Raw genomic sequence first — 23,059 nt, forward strand, 5'->3', positions numbered from 1 at the left:
CCAAGGCCCCGGCGAGGCAGTCGTCGCGCCCGTCGCGCCGTCCCGCCGTCCCGCGCCTACGTCAGTGCTCACGGAGGGTCGCGCCAGAGCGCGGACGGGCCACCGTCGGGGTCCGGCAGGGCGGTGTGGACGTCTGTCGCCGAGGGCGATCCGGAGTGCCGGACACCTGCGGAGGCTGTTGTCCGGCAGGGCGAGGTCGAGGGCCCCACGAAGTGATCCGAAAAAAGTTCCCGACGCGCGGCAACCCTGTACGGGCCCTGTGACCACAAGGGGGCGGATCCGGTCAGTTCCCGTGGCCGACATCATCCTTTCCGCTCATGAACGGCTTGCAAGGAGATCAGTCCTCCATGAACAACCCCACGCACGGCACGCGCCGCGGACGTCACCGCCGTCGCTGGACCGCCACCGGCCTGGTCCTCGGCGTACCGGCCGTCCTCGTGCCGTATCTCCTGTTCTCGCAGGAGGACTCGCAGGCCGCGACGGTCGACGGCAACGCCTACTACCGGCTGGTCTCCGTGCGCAGCGGCAAGGTGCTGGACGTCAACGGCTACTCCACCGCTGACGGCACCCGTATCCAGCAGTGGACCGACCAGAACACCGCCAACCAGCAGTGGAGGCTGAAGTCCGCCGGGGACGGCTACTACGAACTGGTGAACCGCAACAGCGGCAAGGTGCTGGGGATAGCGGGTGATTCCACGGCCAAGGGCGCCCCCGCCGAGCAGCAGACCGACAGCTCCGCCCCCTCCCAGGAGTGGCGGATCAGCGATGTGAGCGGTTCCGAAGCCGTCACCCTCACCTCCCGCAAGAGCGGCCAGGTCCTGGACGTCTCCGGGGGCTCCACCGCCCAGGGCGCGGCGGTGATCCAGTATCCGAGCCGGGGCAGCACCAACCAGCAGTGGAAGCTGGTGAAGTCGGCCGAGGCCCCGGCGTCCGGGACCGGCGGGACGCAGACGACGGCCGCTGCGGGACCGTATGCGTGGAAGAACGCCCAGGTGGCGGGCGGCGGTTACGTCACCGGGCTGGTGTTCAACCAGCGGGAGAAGGGTCTGCTGTACGCGCGCACCGACATGGGCGGCGCCTACCGCTGGGACACCGGGGCCGAGCAGTGGATCCCGCTGACCGACTGGGTCGGCGAGAAGGACTGGAATCTGCTGGGCATCGACTCGATCGCCACCGACCCCGTCGACCCCGAGCGGCTCTACCTCGCGGCGGGCACCTACACCAACGACTGGGCCGGCAACGGCGAGATGCTGCGCTCCACCGACCGGGGCCGGACCTTCAAGCGCACCGCGCTGCCCTTCAAGCTGGGCGCCAACGAGGACGGCCGCGGGGCGGGCGAACGGCTGGTGATCGACCCCTCCGACCACAGCACTCTGCTGCTGGGCACCCGCAAGAACGGCCTGTGGCGCAGCACCGACTACGGCGTGACGTGGAGCCAGGTCTCCTCCTTCCCCGTCAAGAACGGGGCGGGCAGCGGCGGGGGCATCTCCTTCGTGACGTACGGCCCGGCCGGCAGCAAGACGGTCTACGTCGGTGTCGCCGACAAGTCCACCTCCCTCTACCGCTCCACCGACGGCGGCAGCACCTGGCAGGCCGTCCCCGGGCAGCCCAACGGCCAGATGCCGCAGCACGGTGTGCTCTCCGGTGACGGCTCGCTGTACCTGACGTACACCGACGCCCTCGGTCCGAACGGTGTGACGGCGGGTTCGGTGTGGAAGTACACGCCGACCGGCGGCACGTGGAAGGACGTCTCCCCGTCCAAGGGCGGCTACGGGTTCTCCGGTCTGGCCGTCGACCCGCAGAAGCCGTCCACGGTGATGGTCACCACCCTCGACCGCTGGTGGCCCGAGGACGAGGTCTACCGGACCACCGACGGCGGTGGGACCTGGAAGGCCCTGGCCGACAAGTCGGTGCGTAACGCCTCCGAAGCTCCTTACGTCGGTACCGGCATCGGGCACTGGATGACCGCCCTGGCCATCGATCCCTTCGACTCCGGGCACGTGCTGTACGGCACCGGCAACGGCATCTGGCGCAGCAAGGACGCCAACGCCGGCGACAGCGGCGGCACCAGCCACTGGACCGGTGGGGCCCGGGGGCTGGAGGAGACCGCGCTGGCGGACGCGATCGCCCCGCCCGGCGGCGCCACCGTCATCACCTCCATGGGCGACCAGGGCGGTTTCCGCCACGACTCCCTGACCGAGCTGCCCGCCGGGCGGATGAAGAACCCGCTGATGAGCAGCAGCACCGACATCGATTTCGCCCAGTCCAACCCCTCGATGATGGTCCGCGTCGGCCGTGGCGGCGAGCAGGACGGCGCCTACTCCACCGACGGCGGCAACAGCTGGACGGGCTTCAAGGCCGAGCCGGTCAGCAGCTCCCAGATGGGCCACGTCGCGCTCGCGGCGGACGGCACCACCATCGTCTGGACCGAGGACGGTCAGGTCCCGTACCGCTCGGCCGACAAGGGCACGAGCTGGTCCCGGGTCAGCGGCCTGGGCACCGACGCCGAGGTCGTCGCCGACCGCTCCTCGGCCACTACCTTCTACTCCCTGTCCGGCGGCACCCTCTACGCCAGCACCGACCGCGGCGCGACCTTCACCGCCCGGGCCGGCAACCTCCCCTCCGGCCGGCTCACCGCCGTTCCCGGCATCGCCGGGGACCTGTGGATCTCCGGCGGCGGCAAGGGGCTGCTGCACTCCACCGACGGCGGCCGCACCTTCACCACGCTCGGCTCGGTGCAGTCCGCCTCCGCCCTCGGCTTCGGCAAGGCCGCGTCCGGCGCCGACTACCAGGCCCTGTACCTGCTCGGCACCGTCAAGGACGTCACCGGAGTCTTCCGCTCCACCGACAAGGGCGCCACCTGGCTCCGCATCAACGACGACGCCCACCAGTGGGGCGCCATCGGCAGCGTCGGCATCATCACCGGCGACCCCGACACCTTCGGCCGCGTCTACATCGGCACCAACGGACGCGGCCTCCAGTACGGCGACCCGTCCTGACCCCGACACCCGTGCGGGGCCGCAACCACAACGCTCTGCGGCCCCGCACGGCTGAGGGGTGCGTCACCGTGTCCCCCTGAAGAAAGCCGCTCCGATGACGCGACACACCCATGACCCCCGGACGACCGGTACGCAGCAACGGGCCCACGTCCCGCTCGCGGCACTCCGGGGGACCCACAGCCACCGAGGAGAATCGTGAAGGGCATGCACCGGCTCAGCCGGCGTCGCCGAGCAGTAATGATGGGGCTGTCGGCCGCGACGGTGGTGGCCGGTGCCCTGACGCTCCTCCCCGACTCCGCCGGAGCCGCCGCCCTGGGTACGCAGGCGGCCCCCTCGGGCCGGTACTTCGGCACCGCCGTGGCCGCGGGCAGGCTCGGCGACTCGACGTACACCGCGATCGCGGACCGGGAGTTCAACATGATCACCCCGGAGAACGAGATGAAGTGGGACACGATCGAACCGTCCCGCGGCACGTTCAACTTCGGCCCCGCCGACCAGATCGTCAACCGTGCCACGTCACACGGCCAACGCGTGCGCGGCCACACCACGGTCTGGCACTCGCAGCTCCCGTCCTGGGTCGGCTCCATCACCGACGCGAACACGCTGCGCAGCGTGATGAACAACCACATCACCACCGAGATGACCCACTTCAAGGGCAAGATCTACGCCTGGGACGTGGTCAACGAGGCGTTCGCCGACGGCGGCAGCGGCCAGCACCGCAGCTCGGTGTTCCAGAACGTGCTGGGCAACGGCTTCATCGAGGAAGCGTTCCGCACCGCCCGGGCCGCCGACTCCTCGGCCAAGCTCTGCTACAACGACTACAACATCGAGAACTGGACCGACGCCAAGACGCAGGGCGTCTACCGCATGGTCAAGGACTTCAAGTCCCGCGGCGTGCCGATCGACTGCGTCGGGTTCCAGAGCCACTTCGGCGCCGGCGGCCCGCCGTCCAGCTTCCGGACCACCCTGTCCGAGTTCGCCGCCCTGGGCGTCGACGTCCAGATCACCGAACTGGACATCGCGCAGGCGTCGCCCACCCAGTACGCCAACGCGGTCGACGCCTGCCTGTCCGTGGCCCGGTGCACCGGCATCACGGTATGGGGCGTCCGTGACCGCGACTCCTGGCGCAGCGACGAGAGCCCCTTGCTGTTCAGCAACGACGGCAACCCCAAACCCGCCTACACCGCCGTCATGAACGCCCTCAAGGCCGCCCCCGGCACCAACCCCGGCGGGACGACCGGCGGGACGACCGGCGGTACCGGTACCGGGACCGGGGAGATCAAGGGCGTCGCCTCCGGCCGTTGTGTCGACATCAACGGCGCCTCCACCGCCAACGGCACCCAGGCGCAGCTGTGGGACTGCCACGGGCAGACCAACCAGCGCTGGACCTACACCTCCAGCAAGCAGTTGAAGGTCTACGGCAACAAGTGCCTGGCCGCCAAGGCCGGAAACACCGGCAACGGCACCGCGGTGGTCATCTCGGACTGCGACGGCAGCGCCGGCCAGCAGTGGAACATCAACACCGACGGCACGATCGCCGGCGTCCGGTCCGGGCGGTGCCTCGACGCCGTCGGCGCGGGCACCGCCAACGGCACCAAGATCCAGCTGTACTCCTGCTGGTCCGGCGGCAACCAGAAGTGGTCCGGGCTGTCCGGGACGACCCCGCCGGGCACGTGTTCCCTTCCGTCGACGTACCGGTGGACGTCCACGGGCGCGTTGGCGCAGCCGGCGAACGGCTGGACCTCGCTGAAGGACTTCACCGACGTGGTGTACAACGGCAAGCACCTGATCTACGCGTCGAACGTGTCGGGATCGTCGTACGGCTCGATGATGTTCAGTCCCTTCACGAACTGGTCGGACATGGCGTCGGCGCGCCAGACCGGCATGAGCCAGCCCGCGGTGGCGCCCACGCTGTTCTACTTCGCGCCCAAGAAGATCTGGGTGCTGGCGTACCAGTGGGGTGCGTGGCCCTTCATCTACCGCACGTCGAGCGACCCCACCGACCCCAACGGCTGGTCCGCGCCGCGGCCGCTGTTCACCGGCAGCCTCCCCGACTCCGGCACCGGCCCGATCGACCAGACCCTGATCGCCGACGACCGGAACATGTACCTGTTCTTCGCCGGTGACAACGGCAAGATCTACCGGGCGAGCATGCCGATCGGGAACTTCCCGGGCAGCTTCGGCTCGTCGTACACGACGGTCATGAGCGACACGAGGAGCAACCTGTTCGAGGCGCCGCAGGTCTACAAGGTCAAGGGCCAGAACCAGTACCTCATGATCGTCGAGGCGATGGGCTCGAAGGGGCGCTACTTCCGCTCGTTCACGGCCTCCAGCCTGAACGGTACGTGGACCCCGCAGGCGGCCACCGAGAGCAACCCCTTCGCGGGCAAGGCCAACAGCGGTGCCACCTGGACCGACGACATCAGCCACGGTGACCTGGTCCGCGACAACCCCGACCAGACCATGACCATCGACCCCTGCAACCTGCAGTTCCTCTACCAGGGCCACGACCCCGGCGTGTCCGCCCCCTACGACCGACTGCCGTACCGGCCGGGCGTCCTCACCCTGCGGCGCTGACCTGCCCGGTCCACGGCGATCGCGATCCGGGGCGGTCTGCCGGCGCGTGGACGAGCCCCAGCCGTGCGTCGGCTGGGGCTCCTCCCTTTGGCCGGGCTACTGCCCGTCGGCGACGACGTCCCAGTGCTCGATGATCTTTTTGTCGACCACTCGGAAGATGTCCGCGACCACGTGGTCGGAGCTGAAGACCCACACCAGGTCCCCGTCGGCGAGGGTCTCGCCGAACCGGGTACCGCCGTCCTCGGCGGGCGGGGTGCCGACGGGCGAGGGGGCGCCCTGTGTGTCCTGCTGCAGCAGTCCCTTCAGCGGGCCGGTCCCGTTCGCGATCATCGGGTTGTGCTGGTAGTACCGCGGATCCCAGCTCTTGTCGATCACCTTCACGTCGCCGTCGGAGAGTGCGCGGTACGCGGTGACCGCGAACTCCCGGTTCCTCTCCTCGGCTTCCTCGGACAGGGTCGGGGCCTTGTCCGGGTACTTGTACACGTCGCCGAACAGGGAGTTCCCACTGGCCGTCCTCGCCGGGACGGTCTGCGTGATGCCCCAGTGCTCGACCAGCTTGCCGTGGTCGACCCGGAACAGGTCCGCCCTGGCCTCGCCGGTCGCCTCGTTCGCCGGGGTGGCCGACGCGTGCCAGTGCACGGCCACCAGGTCACGGTCGGCGGCCACGTGTCTGACGGTCGCCACCGCACCGGGAATCCTCGCCTTGAGATCCTTGAACTGCTCGATCTGCCCTTCGGCCCCGCCGGGAACCGACTTGTCGTGCTGCACGAAGTCGGCGCCGACGAGTTCCTTCACCACGTCGGTCCTGTCCTTGTCGAACGCCTCCGAGTACAGGCGCAGGACGAGTGCCTTGTTCCGCTCCTCGGAGGCCGACGACGAGCCGGCTGCCGACGTCGACGACGAGGGGGCCGGGTCGGTGCCGGACGTGCTGCTGCAGGCGGTCGCGAGGACGGCCACGGCGGCGAGCCAGGGCAGGGTCTTCCCGTATCTCACTCAAGTCTCCTGTGCACGGTCAGGTCTTCGACGCTGACATGGGTCGCTGAGGACGGGGCCGGTGCGGAGGGTCCGGTCGGCACGCCCCGGACCTCGGCCTCCTCAGGGCCCTGACCCGCACCTCCATCCCATCCGGAATCCCGCAGGTATCCACTCCGCCGACCAGCGGGACGACCCCCGCCGACAGGCCGGACTCGGCTCCTCCCCAGGTCGCCCCCGGAGGGAGGGTCACCACCGCGGAGGGGCGCCGTCGCGGAGAGCCGCCGTCGCCGGGGGGTGCGACCACGCCCGGTACCGGCCGGACGGCAGGGTCACCGGACGAGGTTCGCCAGTTTCGTCGTGCGGTTGAGCAGGTACTCCAGCGGTCCGCGGCGGGCGAAGCGGGACCAGATCGCCGCGAACAGGGTGGCTCCGAGGATGAACGAGAACAGCAGCGTGGCGGAGGCGGACTGCGGCGGGGTGGCCGATTCTCCGGGCAGGGCGAGGATCACCAGGATGTGGCCCACGTAGAGGGTCAGCGACATGGTTCCGACGGCGATCACCGGGCTCGCCAGCCGGCCCAGCCACGGCAGCCGGGCCAGCGCCACCGTCAGGCACAGCAGCACGGTGATCGCGATCCCGATGCTGCCGAACAGGTCGAACGTGGAACCGCTGTGCGGCTCGGCTGCCAGCAGCCCCCATGCGTCGGAGCCCCACAGCCCACGGCCGACCGGCATGTCGAAGGACCCCGTCGCCATGCCGGAGTCCTTCAGGGCCTCGAGGTCCTTCATGTCGGGCATCGCGGCCGCGATCTCCTTGTCGCCGCCGGTCAGCCGGAGCACCAGCCACGACACGCCGTATCCGAAGGCGATCAGCGCCGGACCGACCACGGCCAGCCGCCGCTGCACCGCACCGGAGGTGATGTCCAGCCGGCCCAACGTCATGCCGGTGACCACGAACGTCATCCAGGTCATCGCCGGATAGAGGCCGGTGAGCAGGAGATCGAGCACGCCCACGCCGCAGACGCGCGCGATCGGGTCGTACGAGTCGACGGTGTTCACGATCGACTCACTGAGCAGCGCCCGGAGGCCGTACGCCACCTGCGGCGTGACGACCGCGAGGGTGACCGCGAGGATCCCGAGCGTCCTGGCCCGCAGCCGGGCCAGGGGCAGGGCCAGCAGGAAGTACACCGCGTAGAAGTTGAGGATTCCGGCGCCGCCGAAGTTGGTCATCGCCAGCGCGCTGCCCAGCACCAGCAGGACCACGGCCCGGATCACGATACGGGTCCTGGCCTGCCGGCCGGCCAGTCCGGTCTTCGGCTCGCGGCGGCCCGCGATCAGCATCAGCGAGAACCCGGCGAGGGTGGCGAACAGCGCTGACGCCCGGCCGCTCGCCAGGCCCAGGAACCAGTCGCCGACGCCGCCGCCCGGCGTCGGAAAGGGGCCGACGTGCACGGCGAACATTCCGAACACGGCCAGTGCGCGGGCGAGGTCCACGCCGACCAGCCGCGCCATCGGCGCGGCGCCCTTCGTGGCCGTGGCGCCTTCCACCGCCGGGCTGGACTCGGGTGCGGACACGTCGCGGGGGGACACCTTGCCGGCGCTTTCGATCTCAGTCACGAAGACAACGTTGCTGAGGTGTCGATGCAGTCAACCACCCGACACATCACGGGAGTTGACCCGCCGGTCGTCGGTCCTCACCCCGCCGGTCGGCGGGGTGGGGTGAGTGGTGGCCGATGACCGGCGCCCGCCCACCGTTATCCTGCCTCGTCCCGAACAGGCCAGGGAGGCTCCCCCACCATGAGCAGCACCATGTCGTCCTTTCCCGAGCGGATCGAGCTGTCGGGCGAGGGTCTCGTCCTCCGCGACTGGACGGAGGCGGACCTGGCCGCGATGCCGGAGCTGTTCGACCACCCCGACATCGCGTACTGGACACCGATGGCCTCCCCTTTCGACGCAGCTGCCGCCCGCGTACGGCTGGACCGGGACCGGCGACTGCGGGCGGACGGCACGACGATCCTGCTCGCCGTCACCGTCGACGGCGGTGCACCGCTCGGCGAGGTGATGCTGCGGCGGGCCTCCGAGGGCATGGAGCTCGGCTACGCGATCGGCCCGGCGCACCGCGGCCGGGGGCTGGCGGCACGGGCGGTGCGGGTGATGGCCTCGTACGCCTTCGAGGAGTTGGACGCGAGGCAGGTGATCCTGGAGCTGGAGGCCGAGAACGCCGCCAGCGTCGCCGTAGCCACCAAGGCAGGCTTCAGGCTGCTCGACGTGCCCCTGATCACAGGTGAGGAAAAGGGCCGACCCTACGCCCTGCAGACGTGGGGCCTGGACCGGCCCTGACCACGGCAGCAGCCGCCTCGGTCCGAAGCGGCTCGTCCGGGCCGTACCGGCCGGAGCCGATTGAAGGGGACGGCCAGGATGACGGCCTCCCTGTCCTTGACCGCGTCGTCGAGCGGTACGGCACGGGCACCGGTCGTCAGCACCTCGGGCGCGACGGCCCCGCGTCCGCGGGCGTCGGCCACCTCGACGTCGTGACCGGCTTCGCCGAGCTTGCGGGCGAGGTTACCGCCGATCGCTCCGGCGTCGATGACGGAAATCCTCATGGTGTCCTTCTCAGGCCTGCGCGGTTCTTCTCAGCAAGTCGGCCGGCACGTCGGGGCGTTCCAGGGCGATGAAGTGGCCGGCCTTCGGGACCTGCGTGAACTCGGCGGTCGGGAGCAGCCGCTTGTTGGCGTCCCGGTCCGAGGGGCGGGACCAGTCCCGCTCGCCGTAGACGAGGTGGACGGGTGCCTTGACCTCGGGGTAGCGCGAGCGGGCCGCGATGAGGCTGGGCAGGGCTTGGTACACGCCCCGGGCGACGGTCGGGTAGCCGGGGCGGGCGCCCACCCGGAGCAGCTCGTCCACGTACTCCTCGCGCAGCGCGCTCCGGTCGCCGAGGCCGCCCTGGAGGATCCTGCGGAGGGCGGGCCTGGGCTCCACCCCGGCGATCACCGGGCCCACTCCCGGTGCGAGGACACCGCCGACCACCGCACGGGCGAGGAGGCTCGACCGGGCGATTCCGCCGCGGAAGTCGTACGTGTTCACCGCGACGACGCGTCGGACACGCTCCGGGAGGTCGGCCGCGGTGGTGAGGGCGAGCACCGCCCCCATGGACTCACCCAGCAACGTCACGTCGTGGAGGTCGAGTTCGGTGAGGAGCCGCTCGACGCCCGCGCGCAGGGCCGGTTCGTCGTACGACGCTCCGGGGACGATCTCGGAGTAGCCCATGCCGGGCAGGTCGAGGGCGTACACCGTGTAGTGGTCGGAGATCAGCGGGATGAGGTGGCGGAAGTGCTCGGCCTGGGTCCGCACGGTGTGCAGCAGGACCAGGGGGGCGCCGCCGCCCGCCTTGAGGTAACGCAGTGTTCCCTCACGGCCGTCGGACCCGCCGCGCGGGGCGACGGTGTGGCTGGTGGTCCCCGGGATGTGGAGGTGGGCGGTGGGTCGTGGCTCGTGGGCGGGCATGTCGCCGACTCCTTCGTTACTTCGTCAACTGGGGGTACAGACCGGCCAGGTCGCCGGCCAGGCCAGCCTTGACGTGCCGTGAGATGTCGTCGGCGAGGACCTCGTGGGCGTCGGCCTCGACACCGTCGAGGGCGAGTGCGGCCACCTCGCGCGGGTCGGACTTGGGGGCGTCGACGCCGGCGGTCAGGTCGGTGTCGACGTAGCCGACGTGCAGTCCGGTCACGGCGATGCCGCGCGGCCGGAGCTCCAGGCGCAGGGAGTTGCTCTGTGACCACAGGGCGGCCTTGGAGGCGCTGTACGAGCCGCCGAGGGCCACCCAGGAGAGCACGGAGTGCACGTTCAGGAGGTGGCCGCCGCCGTTGCGTTCGATGACCGGTACGAAGGCCCGGGTGACCAGGAGCGGGCCGTAGAAGTTGGTCTCGAACTCGCGGCGGACGTCGTCGACCGGGGAGTCGAGGAAGGACGCGCCGACCGAGGCACCGGCGTTGTTGACCAGCACCGTGACGTCGCCCGCCTGTGCCGCGGCTGCCGCCACGGAGGCCGGGTCGGTGACCTCCAGCGCCACCGGGACGGCGTCCGGGTGCGTCACGGCGCGCGGGTCGCGGGCGGTGGCGTAGACCTTGGCGGCGCCGCGGGCGTACAGCTCCTCCACCAGTGCCTTGCCGATGCCTCGGCTGCCGCCGGTGACGAAGACGTTCGCGCCCTTCAGAGCTGTCATGACTGACTCCAGATGACCCGGGAAACCGATCGGTTTCCTTCCGTTTCCACCACCGTAAACCGATCTGTTTTCGGACGCAAGCCGGGGCGGGTCCCGGGTTCGGGGCCGGACCCGCGTCCGGTTGCATGGGGGAAACCGATCTGTTTCTCTAGGTGGAAACAGATCGGTTTCCGGGGTGTGCGGGGAGCCGGTGATCACAGCGACCAAGGGGAAAAGTGAGTACCACCTTCGACCGCGGGGCCACGGCTCCGGGCTCAACAGACTCGGGCCACCGCGGCTCACACGCCGTGCGCTGGTGGGTGCTCGTCGTGCTGGGCACGGCGCAGCTCATGGTCACGCTCGACGCGACCGTCGTGAACATCGCGCTGCCCGCGGCACAGCACGACCTCGGCTTCAGCGACGGCAGCCGCCAGTGGGTCATCACGGGGTACGCCCTGGCGTTCGGCAGCCTGCTGCTGCTCGGCGGCCGTCTCGGCGACCTGTTCGGCCGGCGTACCACCTTCGTGACCGGCCTGATCGGTTTCGCGGGCGCGTCCGTCCTCGGCGGCGCGGCCACCAGCTTCGACATCCTGGTCACGGCACGCGTGGCCCAGGGGCTCTTCGCCGCGCTGCTCGCGCCCGCGGCGCTGTCGCTGCTCAGTGTGACCTTCACCGACCCGGCCGAGAGGCCGAAGGCGTTCGGCATCTTCAGCGCGCTGGCCGGTGCGGGCGGCGCGGTCGGGCTGCTGCTGGGCGGCATGCTCACCGAGTGGGCGTCGTGGCGCTGGGTGATGTACGTGAACGTCGTCTTCGCGGCCGTCGCGCTGGCCGGTGCGGTGCTGCTGCTGGCCAAGCCCGCGGTCACCGAACGGCCCGCACTCGACATTCCCGGCACCGCCGTGGCGAGCGTGGCGCTGTTCGCCGTCGTCTACGGGTTCGCGCACGTCGAGTCCACCAGCTGGACCGACCCGGTCGCGCTCGGCTCCATGGTCGTCGGTGCGGTGCTGCTCGTGGTGTTCGTACGGCTGGAGTCCCGGGTCGCGCATCCGCTGCTGCCGCTGCGCCTCGTACTGGACCGGACCCGCGGGGGGTCGTTCCTGGCGGTGTTCGTCATCGGCATGGGGATGTTCTCGATCTTCCTGTTCCTGACCTACTACCTGGAGGCCGGCCTCGGCTACTCGCCGATCAGGACCGGTCTGGCGTTCCTGCCGATGGTCGCGGGCATCGTCGCCGCGTCGACCACGGCGCCTTCGCTGCTGCTGCCCAGGGTCGGCCCGAAGATCGTGATCAGTGCCGGCTTCCTGGTCGCCGCATCCGGTATGGCCCTGCTGAACCGGCTCGCACTGGACAGCACCTACGTCGTCCACATCATGCCCGGCCTGGTCCTGCTGGGGCTCGGCCTCGGCGGAGTGATGGCCACCGCCTTCCAGGGCGCCACCGCAGGCATCCACCACGAGGACTCGGGCGTCGCCTCGGCCCTCGTCAACACCGGCCAGCAGGTGGGTGGCTCGATCAGTACGGCGCTGCTGACCACCGTCGCCTCGTCGGCCACGACCGACTATCTGTCCTCGCACGAACCGGGCGCGCTGACCGTGGCCCGCGCCGGGGTCGAGGGCTACACGGCCACGCTGGCGTGGGGCGCCGCATTCTTCGTGGTCGGCGCCGTCCTCTCGGCGCTCCTGATACCGAGTGCGCCTCTGGCGCCGTCGGAGGGCGAGCCCGTGATCGGCCACTGAGTCCGGTGCGCCACCGCCGTCGTAAACCGATCGGTTTCCGGTCGGGGGGAATCGAGTTAACCTCGCCGTATGACCACCGAAGCGAAGTCAAGCTCCCGAGAGCGGCTGCTGGAGGCAGCGGCCACGCTCACCTACCGAGACGGGGTCGGCATCGGCGTCGACGCGCTGTGCAAGGCGGCGGGAGTCTCGAAGCGCTCCATGTACCAGCTGTTCGAGAGCAAGGGCGAACTGCTGGCGGCGAGCCTGGAGGAACGCGCCGCCGCCTATGTGACGACGCTTCTTCCCGCCAGGGACGACGACCGCCCGCCCCGGGAGCGGATCCTGCACGTCTTCCGGCAGATGGAGTCACAGGCGGGTGAGCCCGACTTCCAGGGCTGCCGGTACCTCGTCGTACAGATCGAGCTCAAGGACCAGGGTCACCCCGCGAGCCGGGTGGCCCACCGGGTCAAGGAGAACCTGGCGGCGTTCTTCCGCGCCGAGGCGGAACGGGGCGGGGCGAGCGACCCGGGCCTGCTGGCCCGCCAGCTGATGCTGATCTTCGACGGCGCCAGCGCCCGTGCGGGCATCAGGGCCGACACGGCGACCGGCCTCATCGCTCCCACGGTGACCGTCCTGCTCGACGCGGCGGGTATGCACTGACGCGCCACTGCTTGCGCGGCGGCGGTGGCCGGGGGCCGCGGTCACCGGGTCGTCGTCACCGGCGGCCCCGGGGAGGACGCGCTGGTCCTGGAGGTCGCCGGGCGGTCCCGCCTGCCCGCCGAGGACGTCCTGCGCGGCGGGCCGGCGTTCCCCGAGCTGTCGGCGCTGGTGGCGGTGCCGCGCTCGTGGTGAGCGGGGACACCGGTCCGGCGCACCTCGCGGTGGCCCGTGCCACGCCGTCCGTCACGCTGTTCGGCCCGGTGTCCCCGCGGCTGTGGGGGCCGCCCCGCGCCGGCCGGCACCTCGCCCTGTGGCGGCCGGGACCGCCCGGCAACCCGCACGGGGACCACCCCGACCCGTGGCTGCTGCGGATCGGCGTCGAGGAGACGGCCGCCGCGTGCCTGGCCCTGCTCGCCCGCGGCGGCCCCGAGACCTCCCGTGTCCCTGCGTCCCGCGCCTGAGCCGGGACGCCCGGGTCACCGTCGCGGTGCGCCGGGCCGGCTACTGCCCGATCGGGTTGACGTAGGTGCCCGGGTGGGTGGCGGCGTCCTGCTTGAGGATCTGGCCGCCGAAGGGCCAGGTCAGGGTGAAGTGCGCCGTCTCGTTCGGCGGGGTGACCAGGAACTTCGCCGGGACGAACTTCTGCGCCTTCGGGGTGGAGGCGGCCACCGGGAGCAGCGTGATGCTGAAGTCGACCGTGTCGCCCTGCTCCAGGACCAGCTTCACGGGGGCCTTGGAGGAGCGGGCCAGCGACCAGGTGCCGTCGGTCTTCTGAGCGCCGACCATGTCGACACCGGCGAAGCCGGACAGGGTGCAGGTGCGGTCGCTCTTGTTGGTGAACCAGATGAACGCCTGCGTCTGCTTCTCGGTCTGCCCCATCTCCGGCTTGGCGTCGTCGCCCAGCGCGAAACCGGCCTTCAGGTCGGCGGTGTGGCAGCGGGTCGGCGCGGCCTTCACGGCGGCCGAAGCGGGAACGGCGGCAGCGGCAGTACCGGCGACGACGATCGCCGCAAGGGTCACGGCGGTCAGCTTGTTCTTCATGGTGTCTCGGATTCCCCTCGCATACGGACCGGCGCGCGAGGTCAGTGCGCGCCTGCGCCTCTGAAGAGGGGCTTTCCCTCGGGAAGGTTCGGTGCGCCGGGAAATTTTTTCGCCGCGAAGTTCCCCCAAGTGCTGCTCGGCGAGGGAGAGTTGGGAGCATGCCGCGTGCGGCGGCCGGCCCGTGTCACGACGGCGGCGGGCGGCGGTGGACGAGGGCGGCCGCCGCGGCGAGACCGGTCAGCGCGGCGAGCGCCCCGAAGCCGTAGGTGAGGGTGGTGAGCGAGGCGACGGCGGCGACGAGCAAGGGGCCGCCCGCGTCACCGAGTTCGCGGCCGAGTTCGGCCGCGCCCATGGTCTGGCCGAGTCGCTCCGGGGGCGTGTGCGCCGCCAGGGCGGCGAAGCCGAGCGGGGTGATCAGACCGGTGCCGGCACCGGTCAGCACTGCCGCGAGGAGGATGCCGGCCGGCCCCGGCAGCATCGCGCAGGCCAGCCCCGTGGCGGTCAGCGTCAGCCCCGCGGCGAGACCGGTCCGGGTGGTGAGGCGGCCGTCGTCCAGCGCACGTCCGGCGCGCGGCTGGACGACGGCCGCGCAACCGGCGAGCACCGCCACCGCCGCCCCGGTGGCCACGGGGCCGAGCCCCGCGGCCCGGCCCGAGACCGGCAGGAACCCGACGCCGGCCGACAGCGCCGCGGTGGCCGTGGCGAGCGCGGCCGTCGGGGCGAGGAAGACGGGGTCGGCCAGTCGGCGGGCCAGGTCGAGGACGGTCTGCCGCGCCTTGGGCAGCGGCGGTACGACGGGCACGGCCAGCCCGGCCCAGACGGCGACCGCCGCGCCCAGCACCGCGAGGACGGCGAACAGCAGGCGCAGTCCGCCGGCCCACACCAGCACGCCGCCGAGCAGAGGGCCCAGGGTGTAGCCGAGGGACTTGTAGAAGCCGTAGCCGCCGAAGGCCCGCCCCCGCTTCGCCGCCGGGTTCAGCCGGGCGACCAGCGCGGAGGCGGACGGTGAGAAGGCCGAGGCCGCGGCGCCCTGGCCGAGGCGCGCGGCCCACAGCCGGCCGGGGCTGTCGGCGACGGCGTACAGCGCGGAGGCGACGGCGAAGGCCACCAGCCCGCCGAGCAGCACGGGGCGGGCGCCGACGCGGTCGGCGAGGCTGCCGAACAGCGGCTTGAGGACGACCTCGGCACCGTCGTAGAGGGCGAGCAGCCCGCCGAGCACCAGCAGGGAGGTCACCGCGTCGCCGGTGCGGCCGCCGAGGCTGGCGGCGACGCCGTGCGCACCGAAGGCGGTGGTGAACCCGGCCGCGTACAGCGGCCCCATCTGCCGGGCCGGGGCGGACCGCTCGCCGGCCGACTCGCTCGACACGGGAACGACGGTAACAGCACCGCTGTCTCCTCCGGCCGGAGCCGGGGTGCCGTCAGGTGATGCTCGCCCCGCCGGCCGTCCAGCGCGAGCGTTCGTCGGCGGCGTGCCGGGGTTTGGCCGTCTTGGGTGAGACCTGGCCGACGATCTCCCAGAAACACACCAGCGCGGTGATCGGCGGAATTCCGTAGATGACCAGCGAGAGCAGGGAATGCGAGGCGTGGCTGATGCAGAGGCTGACCGCCATGGCCGAGGCACCCAGCAGAACGCACCAGGAACCCCGTGCGCTCCGCCCCTGAACCGTGGCCCGGAGCACCGACAGGGCGGCCACCAGCCAGGGCCCGTACACCGTCAGCGGCCACCATTGCGCCAGTCTGTCCGGAAGGACGGAGGACGCGGTGCCGCGGAGCTGGGCATAGGAATAGGTGAACGACCAGCCCAGCATGCAGACCGCGCAGACCGAGATCATCGCGATCAGGATGGTGACGTGCGCGTTGTGCCGGGACTCGGGCGGCCGGCCGGACTCGGCCTGGAGGTGCCGGCGCATCTTCCGGTGCCCTGCCCTGCCGTGCGGCCTGAGCGGGGGCCTCGGCTCGGGGATCGCCCCGGCCCCGGACCCCCCGGACAGCAGCTGGGCCAGCTCCTCGGCCGGATCCCACTGCATCTCGATCGTCGTGAACGAGGGATCGTAGGACATCTCTTCGCTGTAAAAGCCGTCCATCACACAGGTCCTACAGTCCGGCCATCGCCCGCAGATACTCGCTCTGGATGTGCCCCAGACTTCTCAGAAAATCGGTGAGCAGATCCGAACAATCAGCGAGGAAGACATCCCCTTCATCGGATTTCACAGCAAAGGTGATGATCGAGCGGCTGTTTCCGACTGTAGGCATTTCCGTGTGTGTCACAACCCTCTAACGAGGTCCGTCGGAGCGTGAGATGCCGGTGTTCGGGTATCCGCGTGCCCCGAAAGTGGTACCCCTCGGGGTCTAAAATAGAAGAGGGCGAAAGTAACTTCGGTGGGAAATCAGTATGGACGGACAGCGCTCGGAGGTGTGGGCGTCCGGGGCCGCGTACGAGCGGTACATGGGACGCTGGAGCCGGGCCGTCGCGAAGGAGTTCGTGGCGTGGCTCGACTGCCCGGACGGGCTGCGGTGGCTCGACGTGGGATGCGGCACCGGTGTGCTGTCGGCGGTGGTCGGCGCCCGGTGCCGGCCCCGCACGGTGCTCGGCGTCGACCGGTCGGAGGCGTTCGTGGGCACCGCCGCGGCCGGGGCGCCCTCCCCGGCGGTCTTCCTGGTCGGCGACGCGATGGCGCTGCCCGTGCGTGACGCGGCATGGGACGTGGCCGTCAGCGGTCTGGCGCTGAACTTCCTGCCCGATCCGGCCGGGGCCGTGGCCGGGATGGCCCGCGCCGTCCGGCCGGGCGGCCCGGTCGCGGCGTATGTGTGGGACTACGCCGAGGGCATGGACCTGCTCCGTCTCTTCTGGGACACGGCCGTCGCACGAGACCCCTCCGCCGCCCCGCTGGACGAGGGACGCAGATTCCCGCTCTGCCGGCCGGGCCCCTTGCGAGCGCTGTGGGCGGAAGCCGGCCTCACCGGTGTCTCCGTCCGGCCGCTCACGGTCCCCACCGTGTTCACCGGCTTCCCCGACCTCTGGGACCCGTTCCTCTCGGGTCAGGGCCCCGCCCCGGGGTACGTCGCCGCCCTTCCGCCCGAGCACCGGGAGGAACTGCGCACCGCACTCGCCGCTGCCGTCCCCCGCGCCACGAACGGCTCGCTCGGCCTCAGCGCCCGCGCCTGGGCGGTCCGGGGCTGCGCGCCCTGACTCCCCGGCGCCGCCGCGCTGGCAGGATGGCGTCATGGAACGTGTGCTGGGGATCGGTGGGTATTTCGTACGGGCCGCGGACCCGGTGGGTCTGAGCGCCTGGTACCGCGACTGCCTGGGGCTGGCCGCCGATGACGACGGCGTGTGGAGCCAGCAGGCCGGGCCCACGGTGTTCGCGGCGTTCGAGGCCGGGACCGACTACTTCGGGGACCCGGCCCAGCAGACCATGCTCAACTTCCGGGTCCGCGACCTGGACGCGATGCTCGCGCAGCTGCGCGTCAAGGGGGCGGACGTGGCCGAGCAGACGCAGGACATGGAGGGGGTGGGACGGTTCGGCTGGGTGACCGACCCCGAGGGGAACCGGATCGAACTCTGGCAGCCCGCCTGAACCGCCCGCCCCCACCGCCCCGCCCCACCGCCCGGCCGAGCCGTCACGGCCGGTAGGCGCCGCGGTTGTGGTAGGTGACCTTGCCGGAGGGGAGCGTCTTCGGTGCGAAGAGCTGGTCCACGGTCACGAAGTGGAAGCCGCGGGCCGTGAGGCCGTTGATGATGCCGGGCACCGCGTCGACGGTCGTCCGGTGGATGTCGTGCATGAGGACGATGTCCCCGGGCCGGGTGTCCGCCTTGACGACCCTGATGAGCCGTGCGGTGTCGCGGTACTTCCAGTCGAGGGTGTCGACGCTCCAGTGCACCAGCGGCCGGGCGGCGACGGCCCGGACGGTGGCGTTCTGAGCACCGTAGGGGGCGCGGAAGGTGGTGGGCTTCTTGCCGGTGGCCTGCTTGATCGCCGTGTCGGTGCGGGAGACCTCCGACGCGACGGCCGCACGGCTGAGTCTGGTCAGATCGGCGTGGTCCCAGCTGTGGTTGCCTATCTGGTGACCGGCCGCGGCCGCGGCGCGGACCGTGGACGGGTACCGCTGGACGTTCTTGCCGACCAGGTAGAAGGTCACCGGCACGTGCCGTTCCTTCAGGATCCGCAGCAGCCGCTGGGTGTCGGCGACCGGCCCGTCGTCGAAGGTGAGCGCCACGCACTTCACCCTGCGGCAGTCGACGGCGGCGGCCGAGGTGGTGGCCGCCGGGGTGGTGGCGGAGGCGGACGTGGCGGTGCCGGCCAGTGTGGTGCCGCACAGGGCGACGGTGACGGCCGAGATGACGAGGCGACGGTGCATCGGATCCTCCAGGCGCGGTGAACTTCCCTTTCGGGCAAGCGACTTGCCCTGTAGGACAAACCGGAAGTGCGCATGGATGCCGGTGCGATTCGGCCACTCGTGCGAGGGCGCGACCCTAGAGGTAGTCCTCCAGGGCGGCGACCGTGAAGCCCTGGTCCCGGATGTGGCGCAGGAGGTTCGCCGTCATCTCGGTGATGGTCGTGCCCTTGAGCTCGGAGGGGCCGCGGAAGTGGGCCAGGATGATGTCGCCCGGATGGAGCTTCCCGGTGGGCGACTGGTACTGCATGTTCTTGATCTGCATGGACTCGCGCCACAGGACGATCGCCTCGAGGCCGCAGGAGGCGGCGGCGGCCCGGGTGTCCTCGTTCCAGTTGCCGTAGGGCGGACGCAGCAGCCGCGGGGCGGTGCCGTACTCCTCCTCGAGCCTGGTCTGCTGGCCGCAGATCTCCTGCCTCTGGGCGGACGCGCCGAGGGTGCGCAGGTCGGGGTGGGTCAGCGTGTGGTTCTGGACGCCGTTGCCGAGGACCTGGAGCTTCTTGAAATAGCCGTAGTCGGAGCGGATCGCGGCGTCGGTCAGGAACATCGTGAAGGGGACCTTCAGCTCCCGCATCATCGTCACGAACTCCGGGTCCTTCTCCGCGCCGTCGTCGAAGGTGAGGAAGACGATCTTCTGCTGGGTCGGTATCTCGCTGATCACCGGTACCCGCCCGCCGTCGGCCCGCAGCCGCACCGGCTTCACGGCGGGCGGGGCCGGCGGGGCGGCCAGCGGCTGGAGACCCCACCTGCGGTAGGCGGCCTCGACGGCCGCCCGCGCGGCCCGTTTGCCGTCACCGGAGGGCTGCGAATGCCGTGCGGAGGCGGAGGACGAGCCGGAGGGCGCGGCGGGTCGGGCGTCCGCCCGCGACCCGGTCCCGCAGCCCGTCGTCGCACCCGTCGCGAGAAGAGCGCAGACGAGTGCCGCCCCCCTGATCCACCTGTTCACCGCGTTGCCCCTGTGTCATCCGTGCGCCGTGCCCTGTCCACCTGCTTGATGTCGAACAGGGTGTCGGGGTTCCGACACGCGGACGAAGGAAGGATGACACGGGTGCCCGCCGGCCGGACGCCGGCCGGACGCCGGGCGGCCCCCGGGGGGCGTGGCTGCTACCGGGTGAATCCGGCACCGGAGGCAGGACGGGCCGGGTGTCCGGGGGAAGGGCACTGTGCGTACCCGTACCGGACAAGCGAGGGCCAGGGAGCGTCCCGATGCCGAAGTTCCTCATCCAGGCGACCTACACACAAGAGGGCGCCAAGGGCCTGCTCAAGGAGGGGGCGAGCGGGCGGCGCGCCGCCGTGGAACAGGTCGTGGGCGGCCTCGGCGGCTCGGTCGAGGTCATCTACTACGCGTTCGGGGAGATGGACGCCATCCTGATCGTGGACTTCCCCGACCGCGTCGACATGGCCGCGGTCGCCCTCGCCGTGAAGGCCAGCGGCGGCCTCCAGACGCGCGCCACCCCCCTCCTCACCACCGAGGAGATCGACGAGGCCACCCGCCGCGAGGTGACCTTCCGGGGGCCGGGGGCTTAGGGCTGTCGTTTGGATCATGCCGCGCGGCGCGGGGTGTGGCACCTGGGTCCGCGTGTTCACCCCCGCCGGTGGCGGTCCGCGCCCGCCTTCCGCCACAGGGCGGTCGCTTCCTCGGCTGCGCCCGGGGCGGTGAGGAGGAGTGGGGTGTCGTAGGGCGGGAGGGCGGGATGGGCGAGGGCTCCGGACTCCTGGGCGATCAGGAGGGCCGGGAGGCCGTCGACGTGGTGGAACTCGCCGATCGCCGCCGCCGTCGCGCGGCCCGCCGCGACCTGGACCAGGGACAGGGCCGTGGAGCCCATGACGCGGACCGTGCAGTGGCGCTCGGCGAGTGCGGCGAGGAGGGCGTCCAGACCGGGCCAGTGCGCGTGGGCCGCCCACTCGGTGAGGAAGAGGTGGCCGGTGAGCGTGGTGTGGTCGGCCGCGTGGACCGGGACGCCGTTGAGACGGGCGCCGCCGCCGCGGATCGCGGTGAAGGTCTCGCCGCGCCAGGGGTCCGCGACCACACCGAGCAGCGGGGTGCCGTCGGGGGCGGCCAGCCCCAGGGAGAAGGAGCACCAGCCGATGCCGTGCGCGAAGTTGGAGGTCCCGTCGACCGGGTCGACCACCCAGGTCGGGGCGGAGCGGGCGCCTTCCGTGGTGCCGTACTCCTCGCCGACGATGCCATGGGTGGGGAAGGCCTCGCCGAGCACTCCGCGGACGTGCCGCTCCACGGCCTCGTCGGTGTCGGTGACGATGTCCGCCGGGCTCGCCTTCTGCCGTACGGCGGTGGTGCGGGCGCCCCGGATCGTCTCCGAGGCCCAGGCCGCCAGCTCGGTCGCGACCTCCAGGGCACGGTCCAGGTCCACTTCGGTCTCCACGTGAGATCGCTCCTCGTAGCCGGTGATCGCGTCCGCTGCGGAGGACAGTAGCCGTCCGTCAAGCGGAATGGCAGGTTCACCCGGTTGTGCGATCATGCGGCCGTGAACGAGCCCTCAGCCACTCCCTCCCCCGCCAAGTCATCCGGTCTCGCAGCCGAGTTCAAGGACGCCGTCACCCTGCGGGCCTTCGGGCTCGTGCTCGGCGGACTGCTCGTCCAGCTCGCCTTCGTCCTGTCGTACGTCGGGGCCTTCCACTCCCCGACGCCCCATCGCATACCCGTCGCGGTCGCCGCCCCGCAGCAGGCGGCCGCGAAGATCGTCGCGCAGCTCAACGCGCTGGACGGCGAGCCGGTCGAGGCCACCGCCGCGCCGAGCGCCGCGGCCGCCCGCGGCCAGGTCCTGACCCGCGAGGCGGACGCCGCGTTCCTCTTCGACGCGACCGGCACGAAGGACACCCTGCTGGTCGCCTCGGCGGGCGGCCCCTCGGTGTCGCAGACCGCCACGCAGATCGCCCAGAAGATAGAGGCGGCGCAGAAGCGGCAGATCACCGTCACGGACATCCGGGCCCCGCACTCCGGCGACGGGCGCGGTATGACCTCGTTCTATCTCGTCCTCGGCTGGGTGATCGGCGGCTATCTCACCGCGACGATCATGGGCATGTCGGCCGGCTCCCGCCCCGCCAACCGGCACCGCACCCTGATCCGCCTCGCGGTCCTCGTGCTGTACGCGGCCGTGTCCGGGATCGCCGGAGCGGTGATCGTGGGTCCGGTGTTCGACGCGCTCGGCGGACACTTCTGGGCGCTGAGCGCCATCGGCACGCTGGTGGTGCTCGCCTCCGCCGCGACCGCGCTCGCACTCCAGACCCTGTTGGGCCTCCTCGGCACCGGCCTGGTCATCCTGCTCTTCGTGGTCCTCGGCAACCCGAGCTCCGGCGGTGTCTATCCGGCGCCGCTGCTGCCGGGGTTCTGGAGCGCGATCGGGCAGGCCCTGCCGCCGGGCGCCGGCACCACCCTGGTCCGCAACACGGTGTACTTCTCGGGGCACGCCACCGCGGCGGCCCTGTGGGTGCTCGGCGCCTACGCGACGGGCGGCACGCTGCTCGCCCTGGCGGCGTCCTGGCGCAACGAACGCCGGACCGCGGCCCCTGCCGCCGCCCAGACCGGCTGAGGGCGGGACGACCGGGCGGCGACGGGCCGCCCGGTCTCAGCCGCCCGTGACCTCGCCCAGCCGCGCGTCGTAGCCCGCGAGGTAGCCCATCAGAGTGGGGTGGAAGACCGCGGTCCCGGCGTTCAGGTCGTTGATCCACGGGTCGGAGCCGCACGCGCCGTGGCCCTCGAACGCGTCCCGTACGTCGACGAACTCCACCGGCTCCTTGGCCGCCGCGGCCCTGGTGCCCTCGGCCAGCGCGTCGGCGAGGCCGTTCATCGCGGTCCGCTTGGCGGAGCCGATGTCGACCAGGGGGCAGGTCCCGGTCGGGGAGAGCGCCCGCGGATAGCCGAGGACGACGATCCGGGCCTGGGGCGCCCTGGCCCTGACGTCCTTGTACAGCGCGGCGAGTTCCGTGACCATCCGGCCCCGGGCGTACACCGACATCCACTGCGTGGCCGTGGCGCAGTAGCTCTCGCTCTGGGTGAGGCAGGCCTGGACCACGGAGGTGAACTGGGCGTCGTTGCCGCCGACCGTGAGCGTGACCAGGTCGGTGCCGGCGGTCACCGCGGGCAGCTGCTCGGCGCGCACGTCCGCGATCGTCGCACCGCTGCAGGAGACGTCCTTCAGCGTGTAGTCGCCGTGCGCCGCGGCCCACAGGGACGGGTAGTCGAGGGTGCTGCGCCTGCAGTCGCCGGCGGCGCTGTCGTAGGAGCCCGCACCGACCCCGGAGGCGTACGAATCACCCAGGGCCACGTATTCCGGTCCCGTCGCCGCGCTGGCCGGCGTGCTCGTCGTCCCGGCCATTCCGGCGAAGGCCAGCACCGCGCCGGTGACGGCGGACATCCATGTACGCATGAGTTCCTTCTGGACAGGGGAGCCGGACCGGCGGAATGTCCGGGTCGGCGTGCGGAACGGGATCGTACAGGCGACCGCGTCACCCTCAACTCCCTTTCCTTGCTTGCCG

Annotated in this window: 22 protein-coding genes and 1 pseudogene; 10 read left to right on the forward strand and 13 right to left on the reverse strand. The window is 71.5% G+C overall.

What is annotated here, in order from left to right; all coding sequences use genetic code 11:
• Nucleotides 1–347 precede the first annotated feature (347 nt).
• Nucleotides 348–2,999: an RICIN domain-containing protein gene (locus U5640_RS21665; RefSeq protein WP_340377421.1), complete on the forward strand. Its 2,652-nt coding sequence runs from the start codon at nucleotides 348–350 to the stop codon at nucleotides 2,997–2,999.
• Between the two features lie 195 nt (nucleotides 3,000–3,194).
• Nucleotides 3,195–5,576: a non-reducing end alpha-L-arabinofuranosidase family hydrolase gene (locus tag U5640_RS21670; protein ID WP_340377422.1), complete on the forward strand. Its 2,382-nt coding sequence runs from the start codon at nucleotides 3,195–3,197 to the stop codon at nucleotides 5,574–5,576.
• 96 nt (nucleotides 5,577–5,672) lie between these two features.
• Here the strand turns inward: U5640_RS21670 and U5640_RS21675 are convergent, their stop codons facing one another.
• Both U5640_RS21675 and U5640_RS21680 read right to left on the reverse strand, forming a co-directional pair.
• Entirely contained in the window at nucleotides 5,673–6,569 is an 897-nt protein-coding gene (locus U5640_RS21675) for an ester cyclase (protein ID WP_340377423.1), read from the reverse strand.
• Between the two features lie 311 nt (nucleotides 6,570–6,880).
• On the reverse strand, nucleotides 6,881–8,167 hold the full coding sequence (locus U5640_RS21680) for a DUF418 domain-containing protein (RefSeq protein WP_340377424.1): 1,287 nt from the start codon (nucleotides 8,165–8,167) through the stop codon (nucleotides 6,881–6,883).
• Nucleotides 8,168–8,347: 180 nt separating this feature from the next.
• Here U5640_RS21680 and U5640_RS21685 point away from each other — a divergent pair, with 180 nt between their 5' ends.
• Complete coding sequence (locus U5640_RS21685; protein ID WP_340377425.1) at nucleotides 8,348–8,890, forward strand: GNAT family N-acetyltransferase; 543 nt, start codon at nucleotides 8,348–8,350, stop codon at nucleotides 8,888–8,890.
• Here the strand turns inward: U5640_RS21685 and U5640_RS21690 are convergent.
• Genes U5640_RS21690 through U5640_RS21700 form a run of 3 tightly spaced genes read right to left on the reverse strand, consistent with a single transcriptional unit; the run spans nucleotide 8,854 to nucleotide 10,772 of the window.
• Complete coding sequence (locus tag U5640_RS21690) at nucleotides 8,854–9,153, reverse strand: NAD(P)-binding domain-containing protein (protein WP_340377426.1); 300 nt, start codon at nucleotides 9,151–9,153, stop codon at nucleotides 8,854–8,856. The genes U5640_RS21685 and U5640_RS21690 overlap by 37 nt on opposite strands.
• A gap of 10 nt (nucleotides 9,154–9,163) precedes the next feature.
• Entirely contained in the window at nucleotides 9,164–10,054 is an 891-nt protein-coding gene (locus tag U5640_RS21695; RefSeq protein ID WP_340377427.1) for an alpha/beta fold hydrolase, read from the reverse strand.
• A gap of 16 nt (nucleotides 10,055–10,070) precedes the next feature.
• Nucleotides 10,071–10,772, reverse strand: coding sequence for an SDR family oxidoreductase (locus tag U5640_RS21700; protein ID WP_340377428.1), 702 nt, complete (start codon nucleotides 10,770–10,772; stop codon nucleotides 10,071–10,073).
• 215 nt (nucleotides 10,773–10,987) lie between these two features.
• Here U5640_RS21700 and U5640_RS21705 point away from each other — a divergent pair, with 215 nt between their 5' ends.
• The 3 genes and pseudogenes from U5640_RS21705 to U5640_RS21715 all read left to right on the forward strand — a co-directional run.
• A complete protein-coding gene (locus U5640_RS21705; protein WP_340377429.1) occupies nucleotides 10,988–12,487 on the forward strand; it encodes an MFS transporter in 1,500 nt (499 codons plus the stop codon).
• A 69-nt stretch (nucleotides 12,488–12,556) separates the two neighbouring features.
• The gene (locus U5640_RS21710; RefSeq protein ID WP_340377430.1) at nucleotides 12,557–13,126 is read left to right on the forward strand and encodes a TetR/AcrR family transcriptional regulator; all 570 of its coding nucleotides are present in this window, start codon (nucleotides 12,557–12,559) and stop codon (nucleotides 13,124–13,126) included.
• A gap of 36 nt (nucleotides 13,127–13,162) precedes the next feature.
• Nucleotides 13,163–13,587: pseudogene (locus U5640_RS21715) on the forward strand (glycosyltransferase family 9 protein); the annotation flags it as partial.
• 40 nt (nucleotides 13,588–13,627) lie between these two features.
• Here the strand turns inward: U5640_RS21715 and U5640_RS21720 are convergent.
• From U5640_RS21720 to U5640_RS21735, 4 genes are all read right to left on the reverse strand, one after another.
• Nucleotides 13,628–14,167, reverse strand: coding sequence for a DUF4232 domain-containing protein (locus U5640_RS21720; protein WP_340377431.1), 540 nt, complete (start codon nucleotides 14,165–14,167; stop codon nucleotides 13,628–13,630).
• A 184-nt stretch (nucleotides 14,168–14,351) separates the two neighbouring features.
• Nucleotides 14,352–15,488: an MFS transporter gene (locus U5640_RS21725; protein ID WP_340385249.1), complete on the reverse strand. Its 1,137-nt coding sequence runs from the start codon at nucleotides 15,486–15,488 to the stop codon at nucleotides 14,352–14,354.
• Between the two features lie 97 nt (nucleotides 15,489–15,585).
• A complete protein-coding gene (locus U5640_RS21730) occupies nucleotides 15,586–16,227 on the reverse strand; it encodes a DUF2637 domain-containing protein (protein ID WP_340377432.1) in 642 nt (213 codons plus the stop codon).
• A 34-nt stretch (nucleotides 16,228–16,261) separates the two neighbouring features.
• The gene (locus tag U5640_RS21735) at nucleotides 16,262–16,420 is read right to left on the reverse strand and encodes a hypothetical protein (RefSeq protein ID WP_340377433.1); all 159 of its coding nucleotides are present in this window, start codon (nucleotides 16,418–16,420) and stop codon (nucleotides 16,262–16,264) included.
• A 139-nt stretch (nucleotides 16,421–16,559) separates the two neighbouring features.
• Here U5640_RS21735 and U5640_RS21740 point away from each other — a divergent pair, with 139 nt between their 5' ends.
• Complete coding sequence (locus U5640_RS21740; RefSeq protein ID WP_340377434.1) at nucleotides 16,560–17,357, forward strand: class I SAM-dependent methyltransferase; 798 nt, start codon at nucleotides 16,560–16,562, stop codon at nucleotides 17,355–17,357.
• A gap of 34 nt (nucleotides 17,358–17,391) precedes the next feature.
• Nucleotides 17,392–17,745, forward strand: coding sequence for a VOC family protein (locus tag U5640_RS21745; RefSeq protein WP_340377435.1), 354 nt, complete (start codon nucleotides 17,392–17,394; stop codon nucleotides 17,743–17,745).
• A 43-nt stretch (nucleotides 17,746–17,788) separates the two neighbouring features.
• On the opposite strand, the gene U5640_RS21750 is transcribed toward U5640_RS21745, so the two are convergent.
• Both U5640_RS21750 and U5640_RS21755 read right to left on the reverse strand, forming a co-directional pair.
• Nucleotides 17,789–18,526, reverse strand: a complete 738-nt coding sequence (locus U5640_RS21750) for a polysaccharide deacetylase family protein (protein ID WP_340377436.1) — start codon at nucleotides 18,524–18,526, stop codon at nucleotides 17,789–17,791.
• 115 nt (nucleotides 18,527–18,641) lie between these two features.
• The gene (locus U5640_RS21755; protein WP_340377437.1) at nucleotides 18,642–19,508 is read right to left on the reverse strand and encodes a polysaccharide deacetylase family protein; all 867 of its coding nucleotides are present in this window, start codon (nucleotides 19,506–19,508) and stop codon (nucleotides 18,642–18,644) included.
• A 260-nt stretch (nucleotides 19,509–19,768) separates the two neighbouring features.
• Here U5640_RS21755 and U5640_RS21760 point away from each other — a divergent pair, with 260 nt between their 5' ends.
• Nucleotides 19,769–20,089: a GYD domain-containing protein gene (locus tag U5640_RS21760; protein ID WP_340377438.1), complete on the forward strand. Its 321-nt coding sequence runs from the start codon at nucleotides 19,769–19,771 to the stop codon at nucleotides 20,087–20,089.
• A 56-nt stretch (nucleotides 20,090–20,145) separates the two neighbouring features.
• Here the strand turns inward: U5640_RS21760 and U5640_RS21765 are convergent, their stop codons facing one another.
• Nucleotides 20,146–20,946, reverse strand: a complete 801-nt coding sequence (locus U5640_RS21765; protein ID WP_340377439.1) for an inositol monophosphatase family protein — start codon at nucleotides 20,944–20,946, stop codon at nucleotides 20,146–20,148.
• 102 nt (nucleotides 20,947–21,048) lie between these two features.
• On the opposite strand from U5640_RS21765, the gene U5640_RS21770 reads away from it, so the two are divergent.
• Entirely contained in the window at nucleotides 21,049–22,113 is a 1,065-nt protein-coding gene (locus tag U5640_RS21770) for a DUF3533 domain-containing protein (protein ID WP_340377440.1), read from the forward strand.
• Nucleotides 22,114–22,149: 36 nt separating this feature from the next.
• Here U5640_RS21770 and U5640_RS21775 read toward each other — a convergent pair whose 3' ends face one another.
• Nucleotides 22,150–22,950, reverse strand: a complete 801-nt coding sequence (locus U5640_RS21775; RefSeq protein WP_340377441.1) for an SGNH/GDSL hydrolase family protein — start codon at nucleotides 22,948–22,950, stop codon at nucleotides 22,150–22,152.
• Nucleotides 22,951–23,059 lie beyond the last annotated feature (109 nt).

It is taken from the genome of Streptomyces sp. SS7 (genome assembly GCF_037993025.1).
Classification (GTDB): Bacteria; Actinomycetota; Actinomycetes; order Streptomycetales; family Streptomycetaceae; genus Streptomyces.